This window comes from Nostoc sp. JL31, from assembly GCF_017114965.1.
GTDB classification, from domain to species: Bacteria; Cyanobacteriota; Cyanobacteriia; order Cyanobacteriales; family Nostocaceae; genus Nostoc; species Nostoc punctiforme_A.
Window position 1 is genome coordinate 1 of record NZ_JABXKO010000045.1, and the last position, 18,678, is coordinate 18,678.

Annotated in this window: 12 protein-coding genes and 1 pseudogene; 6 read left to right on the plus strand and 7 right to left on the minus strand. The window is 39.6% G+C overall.

From position 1 onward, the window contains the following. The 6 genes and pseudogenes from HWQ43_RS10740 to HWQ43_RS10765 form a co-directional block, all read right to left on the minus strand. Positions 1–647, minus strand: a pseudogene (locus tag HWQ43_RS10740) (hypothetical protein); the annotation flags it as partial. A 559-nt stretch (positions 648–1,206) separates the two neighbouring features. After that, on the minus strand, positions 1,207–2,019 hold the full coding sequence (locus HWQ43_RS10745; RefSeq protein WP_292732833.1) for a response regulator: 813 nt from the start codon (positions 2,017–2,019) through the stop codon (positions 1,207–1,209). Positions 2,020–2,352: 333 nt separating this feature from the next. Further along, positions 2,353–4,833: an ATP-binding protein gene (locus tag HWQ43_RS10750; RefSeq protein WP_292732835.1), complete on the minus strand. Its 2,481-nt coding sequence runs from the start codon at positions 4,831–4,833 to the stop codon at positions 2,353–2,355. Positions 4,834–4,927: 94 nt separating this feature from the next. Further along, positions 4,928–6,373, minus strand: a complete 1,446-nt coding sequence (locus tag HWQ43_RS10755; protein WP_292732837.1) for an ABC transporter substrate-binding protein — start codon at positions 6,371–6,373, stop codon at positions 4,928–4,930. Positions 6,374–6,385: 12 nt separating this feature from the next. Next, entirely contained in the window at positions 6,386–7,843 is a 1,458-nt protein-coding gene (locus tag HWQ43_RS10760; protein ID WP_292732872.1) for an ABC transporter substrate-binding protein, read from the minus strand. 305 nt (positions 7,844–8,148) lie between these two features. Further along, a complete protein-coding gene (locus HWQ43_RS10765; protein WP_292732875.1) occupies positions 8,149–10,959 on the minus strand; it encodes a calcium-binding protein in 2,811 nt (936 codons plus the stop codon). 871 nt (positions 10,960–11,830) lie between these two features. Here HWQ43_RS10765 and HWQ43_RS10770 point away from each other — a divergent pair. Together HWQ43_RS10770 and HWQ43_RS10775 are read left to right on the plus strand one after the other, a co-directional pair. Beyond that, on the plus strand, positions 11,831–11,977 hold the full coding sequence (locus tag HWQ43_RS10770; protein WP_292732877.1) for a hypothetical protein: 147 nt from the start codon (positions 11,831–11,833) through the stop codon (positions 11,975–11,977). 900 nt (positions 11,978–12,877) lie between these two features. Beyond that, positions 12,878–13,243: a hypothetical protein gene (locus HWQ43_RS10775; RefSeq protein WP_292732879.1), complete on the plus strand. Its 366-nt coding sequence runs from the start codon at positions 12,878–12,880 to the stop codon at positions 13,241–13,243. A gap of 131 nt (positions 13,244–13,374) precedes the next feature. Here the strand turns inward: HWQ43_RS10775 and HWQ43_RS10780 are convergent, their stop codons facing one another. Beyond that, positions 13,375–13,758, minus strand: coding sequence for a DUF4157 domain-containing protein (locus tag HWQ43_RS10780; protein WP_292732913.1), 384 nt, complete (start codon positions 13,756–13,758; stop codon positions 13,375–13,377). A 251-nt stretch (positions 13,759–14,009) separates the two neighbouring features. Between HWQ43_RS10780 and HWQ43_RS10785 the strand changes: the two genes are divergently transcribed. From HWQ43_RS10785 to HWQ43_RS10800, 4 genes are read left to right on the plus strand one after another with little or no spacing between them, the layout of a single operon-like run. Continuing rightward, positions 14,010–14,249 (plus strand): hypothetical protein, encoded by a 240-nt coding sequence (locus tag HWQ43_RS10785; protein WP_292732881.1) that lies wholly within the window; start codon positions 14,010–14,012, stop codon positions 14,247–14,249. Further along, positions 14,249–14,773, plus strand: a complete 525-nt coding sequence (locus HWQ43_RS10790) for a phage tail protein (protein ID WP_094350961.1) — start codon at positions 14,249–14,251, stop codon at positions 14,771–14,773. The genes HWQ43_RS10785 and HWQ43_RS10790 overlap by 1 nt, the downstream gene beginning before the upstream one ends. Before the next feature lie 23 nt (positions 14,774–14,796). Next, positions 14,797–18,003, plus strand: a complete 3,207-nt coding sequence (locus HWQ43_RS10795; RefSeq protein WP_292732886.1) for a hypothetical protein — start codon at positions 14,797–14,799, stop codon at positions 18,001–18,003. Positions 18,004–18,035: 32 nt separating this feature from the next. Next, complete coding sequence (locus HWQ43_RS10800) at positions 18,036–18,599, plus strand: hypothetical protein (RefSeq protein WP_292732888.1); 564 nt, start codon at positions 18,036–18,038, stop codon at positions 18,597–18,599. Positions 18,600–18,678: the final 79 nt, after the last annotated feature.

Consider the following 18,678-nt stretch of genomic DNA (forward strand, 5'->3'; position numbering starts at 1 on the left):
CATCTTGCAAATCTCCAAGAACATCCCGAATTAGCGATCGCACTTAAACGGGTAGCTGGTATATTATCTATCGGGTCAATAGTTTCACCAATCTCACCCGACTTAGACTGACGAACCCCAAAGGAGACTGTTGTGGCTTTTTCCCGGTTTTGGTTGACATAAAAGTCTTGTAGTCTGCGTTTTAAGTAAGCATCTAGCCAAGTAATCACACTACCTTGAGTGGAGTCATAGGCTTGACCTGTCATACCATCACAAACATTGCGGCAGAAATACAACCAAGTTTGTTGCAGTGCGTCTTGATAGTAGGGAGTATTTTCCTTCCAGAGTTTACCTTGTGTCAAACGAATAATTTGCGTGAGCAGTTTCTGACGTTGAGGGCTTCCAGGTGGATGTCTACGGGCTTGGGCAACTAAGGATGCTAGCTGTTCATTTAGATTGTCCTTAACTGAGGTGCTAAACAACAGATGCCTGACTTCCTGTTTTACTGGTAGTGAATGATTCTGAATGTCTAAATCAGTAGTAACATCTTCTACAGTCAAAGAGTTGTTGTTCACCCGGTCAGTATTTCCTTGCTCAGATGCCTGAATACAGCAATGAATTGCTTCTTCAGGCGGGATAAAATCTTGGTTTATACTATTTTTTCGCATCTTATTTTCTTTCCTCAAGTTTATTTTTTCGGCATATTTTGCAGGCTTGATACACTACAAAGCATCTCTTTGCTTGATTTTTGATGCTGTCACTATCTGTCAGATATCAGAGGTAATAACGCTATAGTTGCAATGGGCAATACCCTTTTGCTCACCGGCTCAATTCAATCCACATAATCAACTCAGTAGGAGGACATAATTAAATGTAAAATGCAAATCAGAAGAACCTGTTGCTGTTGGGGTTTTCCCTTCTACTTCTACTTATTAGACGTTCTTAAGGTTTTGGATTGAAGTTTACTTTGACCATACCTTTAATTTAAGTGAATCACTTACTTTTTAACAGCATGAAAAAGTCATAATTTGTCAGGAATTTTGCTGTCAAAGTTTTATTAATTTATGTAAAAAATGTTGATAACGTCAGAAAAAATATCTTTTTCCACCTGTGTTAGCAGTTTTGGATTAGAAGTCTTGACTAAAGGTATCTTCCAGCAATCTCAGACTACTTATTAATTTACAGAATTTTTGATACAAAACACTTTAGCGGCTTGCTGAAATGGTGTTAGCAGGAGGTGATATCGCGGACACTAGCACAATGGTATTCCTGTCCGTTTAACTCCAGATAATTGACAGTTATTTCCACGACTATATCCTGACCATCTTGAGTTCGTTGAGTAGACTCAAAAGTGAGAGAGGCTTTCTGTCTAACTTCTTCCCAGTGCGATCGCCAAGCAACGGTCGAAAAATTTGGATTTATATCGTAAACAGTCATGGTCAGCAATTGTGCGCGGGAGTAGCCAAGATGACGACAGGCGGCTTCATTCACGTAAACAAGCTGGGCATCAGAATTGACAAAAAAGATAGAATCCTTAAATTTATCTAGATAAAACTGACTGAGGCGCAGGGCTGATTCTGCTTTTTGGCGATCGCTAATTTCCTGCTGCAAAAGTATATTTTGCTGGGTCAGTTGTTTTTGCAACCTTCGGATAGTCAAGTTATTTTCTACACGGGCAAAAACCTCTTCTTCACTAAAAGGTTTGGTAATATAATCCACTCCCCCGACAGCAAAAGCTTTAACTTTGTCAAAAACTTCATCCAAGGCGCTAATAAAAATCACCGGAATGTCGCGGGTTTTCTCTGAGGCTTTCAAATGTTGACAGACTTCATAACCATTCATTTCTGGCATCATGATGTCAAGCAAAATTAAATCGGGCGGTGCAGCTTGTGCTGTTTTCAAAGCCGTTTGTCCGTTAATAACTCTCCGAATTTCATAGCCAACCTGAGTTAGCATAGCGGATAAAAGTCTCAGATTATCGGGTGTATCATCAACAACAAGAATATTTGCTTTTGGTAGCTGAACTTGATGGTTATCCATATTTATTAGAACTAATTTTTTAAAAAAGAATTCAGGAGTCAGAAATCAGAATTCCGAATTGAGTTAGAGTCCGACTAATGAATGGGTTTAAGATCCTCACTAAATCTTTCGGTGCATTCACGACACGAAGATTTAGTGATGTTTAATTAGTGGCGGATCTCATATCAAGTCTGGCTAATTAGTTATGATTTCCACAGTCATTGCACCCCACACGCCAGATGCGTTTAATAAGTAATCAAGCGGACATCATATCAATCCCCCACTTTCTTGTTCTGGCTCCTAAATTCTGACTTCTGAATTCTGACTTCTGAATTCTGATTCAAAAATCATTTTTTACGATTGTGTTAAATCAATAACTTTATCAATGCGAAAGTTATTAACCCAATCAGACAAAGTGTTTGTCAAAAGAGCAGATTCTTCAGGAATTTGCTCAAGCAAGCTAAAAATCAGCTTTTCATCAGTACACAGTGCCGCTTGGTGGAGCTGTGCTACCCACTCAGTGGGCATCTGAGCCAGCATCTCTTCTAATGATAAAATTTTAAGGTCGGAATTTTCGGCAAATTCGTCTTTTTGAAGGGGTTTCTCTTCATATACATAGCGCACCCCTAAATATTTAGACATCATATTCAAAATTACTTCCTCTCGGAACGGCTTACGTACAAAATCGTTGCAGCCAGCCGATAAAACCACAAAGCGCTCCTCATCAAAAGCACTAGCAGTTAGGGCAATAATGACAGTAGCTTGACCTTTTAAAGTAGCTCTAATTTGTTTAGTAGCTTCATACCCATCCATTACAGGCATCCGCATATCCATCCAAATCAGTTGTGGTTCCCAAGTTTCCCAAAGAGTCACCCCTTCTTGACCATTTTCAGCATGACGTACCTCGAAGCCAAGGGATACTAGCATCTTGACTAGGAGTTCGCGATTTTCCCATTTATCTTCAACTACTAAGATTCGGTCTTTTGGTTGATTAGGCTCTAAACCAATTACTCGTCGTTTTAGCTGTCGAATTGGAGCTTCAGCTACTTCTGCTAAACTAATTTGGAGATCAAAAGAAAAAATTGTTCCTTGACCCAAAGTACTGCTAACAGTAATACTTCCCCCCATTAGATGTACAAATTGTTGGCTGATGGTTAAACCTAAACCTGTTCCTTGCTGAGATTTCTGGCCTGCTTCCGTTTGAACAAAGGGTTTAAACAACTTTTCAATTTCGGCAGGTGCAATCCCTGTCCCGGTATCTTCAACTTCAAAATGAAGCCAGAAGAATGAAGGGCGGGAGTTTTTTATTACTTGTGTCCTTTCTTGTTGCTGTAGTTTACTTTCTTCCTTCATCCTAACTCGCAAACTCACGCCACCTTCTTGAGTAAATTTGATAGCATTACCAAGGAGGTTAATTAAGATTTGACGCAATTTACTTTCATCTGTATGCACATATCTAGGAACTTCCGGTCTACGTTCAAACATCAACTGTAAACCTTTGGATTCCGCTTTAATTTGAAACATCTCTTCAAGTGAATCAAGTAGAGTGTACAAGTCAAAGCTATTGTTGTTCAGTGTCGTTAAACCCGCCTCAATTTTGGACATTGACAACACATCATTAATCAAGGTTAGCAAATGTTCTCCACTGCGACTGATAATTTCTAAATGTTCCAACTGAGAAGCATTGATAGAAGAATCGCGCGTCATTAGCTGAGTAAAGCCAAGGATGCTGTTAAGAGGAGTACGAAGTTCGTGACTCATATTTGCGAGAAATTCGCTTTTGGCACGGTTGGCAGTTTCGGCTTCTTTGGCTTTTACTTCTAATCTATGGCTGTAATTCTCTAACTGTTCGCCAGAGATTTTTAACTGTCGCGTTAGCCAAGACACTCCAATCAATAGAAATCCCATTGATAAGAATCCCACTAACATCATCGTCCCTGCTAATCGCCGAGCAGGTGCAAAGGCTTCTTCCTGGCTCATCTCCACCATTAAGGCTAGGTCTTGGTCGTTGAGCCAGTGATATACCCCAATTACTAACACTCCAGCATAGTTTGGATAAAGTCCTTGACCACTAATTCCACCCATTGCTGCATCAATACCTTGGCTGCTAACTCCTTGAGAAAAGTCCGGTGTTTTATTTTTATCTTTAGAAATAAAAGCGTTTTTAGTTACTAAAGAACCAATCAAATAAGTTTCTCCACTCTTACCTAAGCCTGTACGTTCCCGTACAATTTGATCTATTCTGCCTAAATTTAGATCGGCTAAAAGAACACCTTGACGTACCTTGGTTGCATCACGTAGAGGGGTTGCAAAAGTAACTGATGGCTTACCAGTAATCGGTGAGGCATAAAAGATGGGGGCAAAAGAGTCTCCTGGCTGAATCTGTTCAATATAGGTGATGTTAGCTGAAATTTCATATTGACCTTCACGCTGTTTATTAGTAGATAAAATAATCCGATTGCTCCGGTCAAGAATGGAAATTTCTCCCAGACTTGGCTTGATTTTAGCCATATTTGTGAGATAATCTGAGAGAATTTTATAAGCTTTACGATAATTTGCGTCGGCAACTTTGGAATTTAAAAGGATTTGAAAATTATTTTGTACGTCTGGAAACTGAGTTACTAAGAGAAAGTCTCGTTCTTGGTCTTCAAACCAACGGGTAATTTCTTCCTCTTTCAGAGTGGCAGCAGCACTGAGTCGTTCAAAAGCAGCTTGCTTCAAAGCTTCCCTCGCATTGAGAAAAGCAAATCCTCCTACTACACCTACAGTTACCAAGGATAGGAATAAGAAGGAACTGGCAACTTTAATAGTTAGGTGCTGATTCCAGAAGTTCATATATTTACAACTTGTTTCTTATTCTAAAGATATTTATCTTTTTTATTATTCATGCAGCTAGGTTATTCCTTTAGTTAATATAAATAATTATTGATTACCATTGAGCAAAAATTTGTTTGATCTGCTTAATTGCTTCATCAGTTGCTTGCTCTGAAGAAATTTTATCTACAATTATTCGATTAAGAGCTTTTCCCCAGATATTCTCCTCTAACACTACGCTGTATGCTGGATTTTGGACATAATAAAACAACCGCGTTGAATCTTGCGTCACCGTCTTAACCGCAGTTGAAACGTGTGGGTCAGCTGGGTTTTTCCAAAATGGGTCTTGCCAAAGTGTCTTGATGACAGGTAAATTACAGCCTCCAGTAGCTTTCAGATACTTACCTATCACCTGTGATTGGGTGAGATATGCAAGAAAATCCAAAGCTTTTTTCTGTTGTTGGGAATCGGCGAACAAAACTGCTTGCCGCAGTGTAAGTAGATAACGCATTGGCTTGCCGTTGGGTTTGTTGGGAAATTTTAAAATACCAAGCTTATGGCGATAGGTGTCGGGATCTTGGCGCACAGAGCAAGGAATTGAGAGGGTGTTGTTAGGAGTCATCATCACCACACGGTTGAGCAAGCTGCGATTATTATCTGGATTTAACCAATTGAGTGCATCTGGTGGCACATAACCTTGTTGGTAAAATTTGGTATACCAATCTAATGCTTGGACAATTTTTTGTCTGACCTTTGGATCGTCGATCAGGAGTTTACCTTCTGAGTCGAGAATTTGCACATCGTATGCTTCTAAAATATGCTCAAAAAAGATATAGGTATCTGAAGCTCCAGTAGAAAAAGGAAAACCTAGCCCATAAATATTCTGTTTTTGCTGTTTTGACCGCACATCGTTTTGTAATTGTTTCCAAAACTGCCAAAAACCATCCCAATCTTTGGGGATATCACTTTCGCTGCGACCTATTTGCTCTAGCAAGTCTCGCCAGTAGAAAATATGAACCGTTGCCTGATTAATTGGAACTGCATAGTAACTTCGCTTTTTTGCAGCATTATTATAATAATTAACAGCTTGCAGAGCATATTCAGGATAAAGATTTTTGACTGGCTCAATTACATCCGTTACATCCGCTAGTTTCCCTTCCCAAGCCAAATGCGGATTCAACGCTCTCTCAGCGCCGTAACTCATCATGATATCGGGTGGATTACCCGCGTGAATGGCCCTACGCGCTTTCTGCGGTAACTCATCGCCGATATAAAAGGAAAGCTTGACTTGATTACCAGTTTGTTTTTCCCAGTTGCTTACCAACTGCTTGATTGCTTCATCCTCATCGACAGTAAATCCTTTATCCCACCAAATCTTTAAAACTCTGTTGTAAGTAGGGGAATGGGTGATTGAAGATTGTTTTAATTTGGGGGTGTTAGTACAAGCAATAATTATCAAACTGAGTGTCAATACGATGAACACATATCTGCGATAATGGTGATATTGTGCCCAATTCTGAGAGCCTTTAACAATTTGACTAGCTTTTGTTTTAAATGCCATCTTTGTAAAAGCTTACTGCCATTGGTCAAAAATTTGCTTAATCCGAGTGATTGCTTCATCACCTGCTTGCTCTGGAGCAATTTTATCTAGAACAATTTGATTGATCGCCTTACCCCAGACATTATCTTTCAAAACCAAGCTATAAGCTGGGTTTTGGACAAAATCAAATGGGCGAGTTTCTCTATTGAGAAATATCTTAACGGCAGTCGAAAGATAGGGATCTTTTGAATCTTTCCAAAAAGGATCTTCCCACGCCGATGTTAAGACTGGTAAATGACGACCTCCAGAAGCCTTAAGATAATTCCCCATCACCTTTGGTTGTATTAAGTATGCAAGAAACTCCTTAGCTAGCTTCTGTTTCTTAGAATCGGCAAATAAAAACACTTGCTTAACCGTAATTAAGTAGCGCATTGGCAAGCCATTAGGTTTATTTGGAAAGTCTAAGATACCAAGCTTTTGATAATATGTATCAAGGTTTTGCCTCACAGCAGCAGGAATTGAAAGCGAGTTGTTAGGAGTCATAACTACGCTTTGATTAAGTAAGCTACGATTATTGTCTGGATTCAACCAATTTACAGCATCTGGTGGTACGTAGCCTTGCTGATAAAAGTTTGTGTACCATTTTAAGCTGTTAATAATACCTTGACGCACTTTCGGATCGTCAAGAAGGAGTTTATCCATAGCATCTAAAATTTGCACATCGTATGCTTCTAAAATCTGCTCAAACAAGTAGTATGTATCAGCAGAACTAATACCGAAGGTAAACCCTAACCCATAAATATTCTGTTTTTTATTTGGTATTTCTTTTGTCCGCAAGTCATCCTGTATTTTTTTCCAAAACTCCCAAAAAGCATCCCAATCCTTTGGTACATAACTTTCTTTACGACCTATTTGCTTTAGGAAATCTCGCCAGTAGAAAATGTGAATAGTTGCTTGGCTCATTGGCAAAGCATAGTAGCTTTGCTTTTGAGTAACATTGTTATAAAAGTGAACAGTTTTTAGAATTTTTTCAGGGTAAAAACTTTTAAGTGGCTCAATTATATCTGATACATCTGCTAGTTTGCCTTCCCAACTTAAACGGGGAATAAGTTCTCGATCGGCAGTATAACTGGTAACAATATCAGGCAAGTTGCCAGCCTGAATTTCTCTTTGAATCTTCCGTGTTAGCTCATCTGTGGAATATAAAGAAAGCTTGATTTTGTTGCCAGTTTGTTTTTCCCACTCGCTAACTAGTTGCTTGAGAGCTTCATCCTCTTCCTGAGTAAAACCTTTATCCCACCAAATCCTTAAATCGGTAGTTTCACTGGATAACTTATTAAGTGGGGAAGGGGAGGATTGATATGTGTTAGTGCAAGCAACAATTATCAAGCAGAGGATTAATGCGATGAGTGCGTAGCGACGGTTGGTGAGTCTTGGTACTACGCTAAAAGCTTCCTTAGCTCTCTGCTGACTCTTCAAGACTTGAGTCATCTGACTGGCTTTTTTTCTGGACACCACACTTCTAGAGCTTATATTTAAACTGAATATATATACTCAATTTAAGGCTTTTTGTCGATCTCTCAATAATTTACAAGCGATCGCTCTTAAAAGAGATGGGTAACTGCTTGCTCTTGGATAAGACAGAGCGCGTTAGCAACACATCGCCTCGCCATTTGCACCGATTGGAACAATTATTCTACCGCGTGGTTTAATAATTCCATTGATAAATCGAATGCGAGGTGCTGAATATAACACCTCGCATTCTGAAGATTTCTATTTTACTATGGGGTTGAGGATTAAACAACTAGAACGTTATTTTGACTTAGTGACACTCCACCAGATAGTTGTGCAAATTGTACCTGAGCAAATCCACCCGCACTACCATCTTGGTCAAAATATAGTGCGCCTGTAGTATTGTTATAGATAAATCGCTGATTGCTGGTTGTTGCAGATGCTCCAAGGGTAAAAGAGCTAGCTGAGAGTAAACCTGATGATAACGCGCCACCAAAACCAGCAGCCGATACGCGAATCTTTTCATTAGTCGCGTTGAAGTTATAAATACTATCAATACCTTCACTGAAACTATTGAAAACAAAGGTGTCAGTACCCGCTCCTCCATAAAGGTTATCATTACCTTTGCCACCTTTGAAGGTGTTTTTACCAGAAGCGCCAGAGGCTGTGAGAGTATCATTACCATCGCCTCCATCCAGTAGATTATCGCCTGATGAATAGTCAACAATCAAGCGATCGTCATTAGCACCACCATTGAGCGTGTTATTGCCAGAGACAGTATAAGCTCCATATAAAGAATATAAGGAAGCTGAACCAGCAGATGTCAAAGTATCATTGCCATCGCCCCCATTCAGTAGGTTATTGCCTGATGAATAGTTAGTAACTAAGTTATCGTCACCAGCGCCACCATTGAGGGTGTTCTTGCCAGAGATAGCATCAAGATCAAAATTGCCTCGGTAGTCGTCGTAGGAGCCAGAGACGTTAAGAGAATCATTATCATCACCACCAGAGAGCAAATTATTACCATTTGAATAGTCAGCACTCAAGTAATCCTTACCTGCACCGCCGAGAATCGTGTTATTTCCACGTCCCCCAGCGAGGGTATCGTTGCCATTGCTCCCCACAATCAAATCATTGTAGTCTGTACCTGAAATATTTAATTGTTCGATATTCTTGTAGCTCACCTGATTCGGGCCTGCTGTAATCGAACCAGTGTTAGTAGCAGCATTGAATGTCGTTGTGATTCCCTGGCCGATAGAATAGTTATAGAAGGACAACAAATCGTCACCTTTCCCTCCATCTATGGTATCTTTGCCGCGATCGCCTCCGGTGAGTGTATCATTGCCATTGCCCCCTACAATCAAGTCATTGTAGGCTGTACCTGAGATATTTAATCGTTCAATATTCTTGTAGCTAACCTGATTCGTACCTGATGTAATGGAGCCAGTGTTAGTAACAGCATTGAATGTCGAAGTGATTCCCTCACCCCCGCTAGAATTACTGTAATAATAGGCTTCCAATAAATCATCACCTTTTCCTGCATCGATAGTATCATTGCCACTACTACTACCGTAGAGCGAAATTGTATCGTTGCCATTACTTCCCACAATCAAGTCATTGTAGACTGTACCTGAGATATGTAATGCATCGATATTCTTATAGTTAATCAAATCCGTGCCCGCCCTAATCGAGCCAGTGTTACTAGCAGCATTGAAAGTTGAAGTGATTCTCCCATTAGGATAGATATAAGAAACGCTCAACAAATCGTCACCTATCCCCCCATCTACTGTTTGAGTCGCTAACGAAGGTGGAGAAGTATATAGGACGAAAGAGAAGGAATCATTGCCATTCCCTCCATTGAAAATGTTATTACCAAACTTGCCCTGGGCTTTTTTGTCGTCGTAGTAGCCAGAGGCAAAGAAAGAATCATTGCCATCTCCTCCATTGAGGATGTTATCGCCCGTTGAATAGTTAACACTCAATTCATCGTCACCAGCACCACCATCGAGAGTGTTATTACCGGAGGTAAAAGAGGCGGAATAGTCGTATTCGCGAGAGGCACTTAGAGAATCATTGCCATTTCCTCCATTGAGGATGTTATCGCCTGTTGAATAGTTAGCATTTAATTGATCGTTACCAGCACCACCGTTGAGGGTGTTATTGCCATCTGTCTTAGACGCAGAGAGATTATCATTGCCATCTTCTCCATTGAGAATGTTATCGCCTGTTGAAGAGGTAGCACTGAATTGATCGTTACCAGCACCACCATTAAGGATGTTATCGCTTGTTGAATAATCAACATTCAAGTAATCGTTTCCTTCACCGCCAAAAATCGTATCATTGCCATAATTTAAATCATTGCCACTACTGCCTCCGAAGAGTAAATCGTTACCATTACTCCCAACAATAAAATCAGCGTAGGTTGTACCTCTAATTTCTAATTGTTCGATATTGTTGTAGTTAATCCGATTTGTGCCAGCCCTAATTGAGCCAGTGTTAGTAGCAGCATCGAAACTCGAAATGATTCCACTGCTAGCACTGGTATAATATACAGACAAATAATCCTCACCAGTTTCTCCATTTACGCTTTGAGTCGTTAAGGAAGAGGGGGAAGTTTTTGAGGCCGACAAATGGAAGTCATCATTACCAGCGCCTCCATTTAGAGTGTTTTTACCCCGGACTTCATCGGCGTAAAAGGAATCATTGCCGTCTTTGCCTGAAACCGTATTGTTGCCAGCAGAATAGCTAATATGAAGGTAGTCATCCCCTGTATCTCCACTGAGGATGTTATTTCCAGAAGAATAGGAAGCATCAAGGGTATCATTTCCCTCATCACCCCGCAGCAGGTTATTACCAGTACCACCACGGAGGGAGTCACTACCCGTACCACCACGAAGAGAGTCGTTATCCGTACCACCAAGCAAAGTATCATTGCCTGCACCACCAATGAGGGTATCATTTCCGGCATCACCGTTTAAAAGGTCGTTGCCATTTTTGCCATCGATAATATCATCACCTACTTTAGCGTTAATTGTATCTGCGTCCTGGCTACCCAATAGACTATCCTTACCGTTGGTTCCAATGATATTAACCATAACTTTTATCTTCCTGAATCTATTTTTGAGTAACTTCAGCTATTAACTTGTTGTTAATGTTATTTAAGTGCACACAGAAATAGTCGAGAGTTAACGCTTTCGACATAATTTTATGTCGCCCTTGAGGGCTAGCAATTTTCTCGAAAATTTACCCTATTGATAACCTTGTAAGTAGGACTTATCTAACTGACTTGAAAAAGGCGGAGGCAGGAAGGAGGTTCAAAGTTAAAGTCTTTACCTATCCCCTATTTCCCTTTTCATTCGTTATTTGTGTACCCGTTAATAATGCTATTTACGACTATCTAAGTCTTAAGCATTGTACATATTTATGAGCGTGTATTTAGGAAAACAGATGGTTTAACGATTTTTTTATCATTCTTGATCCGCAGATCAAACAAGCGATCACTGACAAAGTGTCGAAAAATCAAGCTTGAATTCCTAAAACCCACACTTCATATTTCTTATCAAAGCGTAGCCCTACTGTCGTAAATATAGAGAATAATTCACTTTCGATAGGGAAAGAATTTTTATGCAGTTGTTGTGGGCTATTGCCCGTGGGTGTGTAGCTTAAAAATAGAGAACATCTAAATAACACTTTGATAACCATATCTGAATATTTACTGAGATGTCCACACTTAAAGACATATCTTTGCATACTCTTCACATTATTTGCCGATCAGTATAATGTCAGTACTTATCTTTATGTATTCTTCATGTCTTAATAGCCACTAATAATCAAGATATAGCAGTTAAGCACCAAGTAAGCTGTTGTTTGGTCTGCTCGTGTAACGTGTCGTCCCCTCTAGTACCGCAAGGCGGAATTAAAAATTAAAAATTAATACAGCATAAGGGTTTCGTTGATTTGGAATGATTGGTTTATTTCCGCCATGTTGTACTAGTAGACAAGCAAGCTGTAAGAGTTTTTAACTCTGGGGTTATGCTACGAGGTTCTGACGACGAGTTACAGGAGTTGAAAGCGATCGCACTGGACATTGACACGTTATCAAGAACTGCTTAGGGATAACTATTTCCCAAACATACTCCTGTAGCCCGTCCTAGCCATCCCACAGAAATTACTGAGGACCATGGATCTGAAACTGGACTATATTGGTGAATTTTGAACAAAAATAGATTTTTATTAAAAAAAACAGTCGCCAGGGAATGAAAGCGTATTAAATAATGGATTTCTTTGACCATACCAATTTAAAAAAGAATGCAATATCAATATATAGATAAGACCCCTCCTCAAGATATCGGGGAGAGTGCGCGTTATGGTTAGCAAAAATTTTTTAAATTGGCATCAGTATAGTACTCATATAGGTGACAGTAGAGGTCAACTAGTACTTATAAATATATAAATTTATTGCCCTTAACTTGATTAATTCTTCATACAATTAGTATCATACACAGTTAAAAATGTTTGTCTATCGATTTAACGTAGTAGAGGCGCAAGGGCTTGCTATTGGTGTCAAATTAAGCTGAAATTTCCTGACTACATGAGTTTTGCGATCGCATCCTTCCTAATGATCTAATCGAATCGATTTCGTCGTTCACGGCTTGGGTGCATTGCGAATCCCCATTCCCGAAGGTTGTGGTGGCATCTCTGCACGCGAGTTGTTCGAGATTATTATTGGGGTAATGCATAAACCCTGATTATTTCAAGGCTCGTGCGATCGCAAACGACGAGATGGACGGTACATCACTGCCAACGTGAGGATTCTTCTAGATTAACCACCTTGTATGGTAATTTCTGAGCTTGATAAATAAATGTAAAGAAGAAGTTGGCATTGCATAAACTTTGCTTTCTAGCTTGATGAATTAACTAAGAAGCTAAAAAGTTGAAGTTGCAAGATTGAAAACATCTTGTTATCTCCTTAATTAGTTGATTCAACAACATAGTTCTTCTACAGGAGAAAAAATGAGTACATTAGAGCAAAGTCTTAGTCAATTCCGAGCTTTACCAAAACCAAAGTCATCTCGATTAATTGACTTTGAAGAAGCAGAAATTCGTCCTGGTATAGTAAGTGATACTTATATTTTAGTTGTTAGAGGGACGAAACCATACTTGAATTTGGAAGTGAATCTTGTACCTCTTGTATACGTCCAGCAACCTGAATATTGGGGAGTTGAGGTCGTTGGCACTTTGCCCGGAATCGGACTACCGGCTACCGCACCTTATACAGTTTCTCTACCAGTAGACGGTATTCGTGGCAAACAAGGCATTGAAGTTATTGGTGCTAATTGTTCCAAACAACTGCCTTTTCTAGATGTTAAGCATTCCTAATTCCCGCTATGAATATATGTAGAACCGCCATGTTAAAACCTGTTAAAAAAGTCTAAAAATCGCCCGAAAATTTATTTCCAGGCTAATAGCTCAAGTTAGTTTAAACGAAATACGCTTGGGTTAGAAAAATCTTAACCTGTGTAAGTTGGGGAACCACTGCGCCCTTGCGGTTTCCCAACTTGTCCTTTGCGTGTCTCCCCTTCTCCCTTTGGGAGAAGCAAGTGGCGTTTGAGGAACGAAACCCAACCTTGTATTAAATGCAGTTTTGAGCGCTTTTCCTGATCCCTGCTGTTGCGATCGCTTCGCCGCCCCCATTCTGCTGCACTACATGAGTCAACAACTCCTGACCGCCCTGACATCCCAGGATTATATTCCCCCTCCCGAAAGAACACATCCTGTCCTGTCGTGAAAGCGCGTGCCTGAATTGACCGATTCAACTGGTCAGATTGACCATTCGTGTGAACCTTCACCCCACTGAAATCAGCGCCAAACGCCTGTTCCATCGGTTCGCGGATATTGTCTGCCCACCACCCCTTGCTTGTTTAATGGACGCTTCCAGGTCGTAAATGTCTCCAGGCTGGCTAATTGAGAGTTTTGCTTGCCTACGCAGTGGTATGCGACTTATATCGTGAGTAAGTGGCTTATCGAGTGGTTGTATTTCAAGTCCCTAAAATCTAAATCCAGGCAAAAACTAAGTTCGACTTTTGGCTACTTTTGATTCTGATGCAGTACCTTTAGCCTGGATTTAGGGAGAGTTTTTTTATTTATGGATTCAAAACAGCAACAAAGTTTTTTCACCTTCGATGGAGATGTTGGCGGTACTGCTGGCTACGCCGAGGTTCCGGCGGCATCTGATGCTAGCAAGGCGCCTAAAACGGCAAGTAAATATCTCAACGACTCACTGCTGATGAACCAGCTTACAGAACACGTGTATAAACTTTTGCTAGAAGATTTGCGATCGCAGCGCGAAAGGGTAGGTAGTTATGATTCTCAAAGGTGGTTGTGATGGCTACAGGCGCTAATAACGGCAACATTACTCACGAATTAAATTATGTTACTACTAATCGTTTCTATGTAGAAATAGACAGTTCTATTGCTGCATCTTTTGCGGAATGTACAGGATTAAGTATTCAAATTAAGAAAAATGTGTTTCAGGAAGGTGGTGTTAACGACCAACAAAGAATTTATTTAGGTCATACAGAATTTGCAGACATCACTCTTAAACGTGGAGTTACCGATCATCCAGGTTTTTGGAACTGGATGAATGCAGTTTTTGATGAACAGAAGAAAACATCTCGACGCAATGTCAATATTTTGATTTTCAATCAAGCCGGTGAAACGATGATGAGTTGGACTTTGATTGGTGCTATTCCTATAACCTGGAAAACACCTGCACTCCAAGCAGATGGAAAGGCAGTTGCCATTGAAGAATTAACTTTAGCTTATGAAGGCTTACAAGTTGCAAGGTCTACAGGAGGAGGCACTTCTGTACAACGCAATCAAAAAAGTGGATATTTCGTTTCTAGCTAATGGGCTATTTTTAAACGATAACTATGCAAATCATTCAATCTCCACTAGGAAACAATATTCAGCCCCTTGGGGTAATATCATCTTTATCTCTTCCTGATAGAGTGGTATTGAGAAAACAGTCTCATTCTCTGCATTCAAGAAGTAATTTTATTAGTCCCATACAAACTAAGCTACCATTAGTTAAATCCTCGAAATTTTTATTATCTCGTGAAAATGAACCATCGATACAACCATTAATAGATTGGTATAGTTGGAATAATCAAGATATAAATAGTAATTTGCCATTACTGGAATCTGATTCTTTTGATTCAATAGCTCTACCCGAAAATAGTCATATTAATACTAGTGAAATAGTAAAAGATAGTATTCCCGAGATACTGCCAAATCGGATTGAGAAAAAAACGAGTGATGATACCTCGCAAGAACTAAATATTAAAGATAAATCTAAAACAAAAAAAATAAATAAATCTCAAAAGCCACTTGAAAACAAATCCAAATCCAAATCTAAAAAAGCAGTCAAATCATCTGTGGCTAAGAATAGTGTTCAAAACGATGTTAATATTAATAGTCATGAAAATAGCTTATTAACATCAGATGAGCCTCTGCCTGTTGAGGCTAATTTGGAAATACCTACATTGCAGATGGATAATACTGTAGTTGATAATTCTCTAGCTTTGCCGTCAGCACTTACCTCACCTGATATTGATAATACAACTACTTTAATCCATCCTTTGGCAAATGATGAAAATGCTATAGGGGCGAATATTGCTGAACCTAATTCTGAGTCTTCAGTTGCAAAAAGCCCTATTGCAATACAACAAGAATTTGATTCCAGTGTTTCAAGTGAGCCTCTAGCAAGTATACCTGTTCAGTTAACACCTACCTCAGCCGATATTGAATACACACCTAGTTTATTCAGAAACTCTGATAAGAATGAACCCTTAGTAATTTCAGAGTCACAGTCTGCTATGGTGGTTAATGTCTCAGATATCTCAGCAAATCTGACTTCACTACAACGTGATAGCTATGTTGAGAGTACTAATAGCGAGTTTACAGAAAGTCAGCCCATTTTAGTACCACCTGAGATTGTTGAAACACCAACAATTACCGCTATATCATCAGAAATTGGTGAAACAGCGATCGCACCATTTACAGCTACATCGCCTGAGATTGGTGAAACACCAACAATTATCGCTACATCGCCTGAGATTGGTGAAGTACCAACAATTACTCCTACGTCCCCTGAAATTGTTGAAACACCAATAATTACTCCTACATCATCAGAGATTGGTGAAACTGCGATCACACCACTTACCGCCACATCGCCTGAGATTGTTGAAACACCAGTAGTTAGCGCCATATCATCTGAGATTGGTGAAACAGTGATCGCACCACTTACCGCCCCATTATCTGAGATTGGTGAAACAGAAACACCAATAATTACGGCTACATCACCTGAAATTGTTGAAACACCAATAATTACGGCAATATCCCCTGAGATTGGTGAAACACCAACAATTACCGCTATATCCCCTGAGATTGCTGAAACAGTGATCGCACCACTTACCGCCCCATTATCTAAGATTGGTGAAACAGAAACACCAATAATTACGGCTACATCACCTGAAATTGTTGAAACACCAATAATTACGGCAATATCCCCTGAGATTGGTGAAACACCAACAATTACCGCTATATCCCCTGAGATTGCTGAAACAGTGATCGCACCACTTACCGCCCCATTATCTAAGATTGGTGAAACAGAAACACCAATAATTACGGCTACATCACCTGAAATTGTTGAAACACCAATAATTACGGCAATATCCCCTGAGATTGGTGAAACACCAACAATTACCGCTATATCCCCTGAGATTGCTGAAACAGCGATCGCGCCATTTCTGGCTACATCATCTGAAATTGCTGAAACACCAACAATTAGTACAATATCGCCTGAAATTAGTGAAACTGCGATCGCACCAATTATCGCCACATCATCTGAAATTGCTGAAACACCAACAATTAGTACAATATCGCCTGAAATTAGTGAAACTGCGATCACACCAATTATCGCCACATCATCTGAGATTGTTGAAATACCAGCAATTAGCGCCATATCGCCTGAGATTAGTGAAACTGCGAGTATTTTTAGGGAAATTATTGACAATGAACAAATAGTAGAATCAGAGTTTACCTATGCGGTAACAAATGAAGAAAATCCTGGAATATCAACCTTTGTTGATACCTCAGATAATCCAACCTCCCCACAAAATGAGGTAAGTACACTACCTCAAGTTGAGCAAGATGCGATCGCAGAAAATTTGCCAGCACCTAAAGGTTATGCTACTGGTGGCCACGTAACAGATTTCCACGTTGAAAATCGCCAGCAGATAGCACCCTCGGATACAATACCTGCAATGCTTACGCCTGGGGAGTTTGTGATTAATACCAGGGATGCACAGAAGAATTTACCTCTACTGCATCACATCAACACTGGTGGAACACCGCACGATATTATCCTTCCAAGTTTACAGACACCCAATCCCACAGAACCAGAAGAAACAATTTCTCCAGAGACTCCGACTAAAGTCGATTCTTTTTCAGACACTTCATTACAACTAAAAAGCGCTGAGACTGATTCACCTGAGATATCGAATTCTTTAATTCCTTCTTCTTTGGGGTTGAATATTAGTAAACAGAAACTTTCTATTCTCAATTCTCCAGAGATTCATACCCTTCACAATGAAACAATTGATGTAGGTGAATCCTCACCCCAATACTCATCGCCTCCCCTGATTTTCCGAAAAACAAATTCCACCACTAATACATCTTCCCAATGGTCAAATACACCTTCTCAATGGTCAAGTGTAGAAGATTTACTAAATGGAAATGATGATGAATTCACTAGCTTTAATTTTAATGAGGGAGAATCTAATAGCCAAAATTATGAATTTTCTCATGTTTCAGAATCACCACAAGTTTTTGCTAAACATCTTCCTTTAGCTAGAGGCTTTGCTGATGGTGGAGAAGTTACCCCACCCGATATATCTAGAGAAATAACACCAGTAACTGAGACTATAGAAAGCGCATCCTCATTTTCTCAAGAAGATGATAAAGATGATACGGCTGATCTTGAAGCTCTAGCTCGTGAAGTTTATCACAGATTACGACAACGGATAGAAATTGAGCGAGAACGACATGGTGGTTCCTCTGGTAGATTACGTTGGTAAATTTGTATTCAATAATTAATTTTAGGAGTCAAATGGCAAGTCCAGCAATTATTGTTATTCAAAAGCGTCAACCGCAACTTGAGAAAGCCAAACTTGTAGCTTATAACGGTGAAGCGCCAGATATTGAATTAATGTTTAATCCTACAGATATTAGTTTCTCTCGGACTGTCAAGTGGGAAAGTAAGGATGGTAATAGAGGAACTACTCTACTTCCGAAAGTAAACTTTTCTGGCGTTGAACCTTACAAATTCACACTTAAACAGTTACTTTATGATACCTATGAAACGAAAGAATCGGTGATGAAAAAATATATAGATAAAATTAAAAAAGGTGTAGAAACTATCAGCAAAGCAACTGATAAACGACCACCTGTTTATATATTTACATGGGGAAATGAGTATTTTTATTGTGTAATTACAAGTTTAACCTACACTTTAAATATGTTTTTGAGTGATGGTACACCAGTAAGGGCACTGGTAGATATAGCCTTGCAAGAAGTAGATAAGAATAACCTTCCAGGAGGACGTGAATCTGCTTCTACAGGCAATGCTCGTGCGGGAGATCAAAAGGGACAAACACTGAGTAAGACAAAATAAGTAATACCAATTTTAAAAAAGAATGCGACAAATAGACCATTTGTAGAGACGCGATTCATCGCGTCTTTAGCCAAGGATG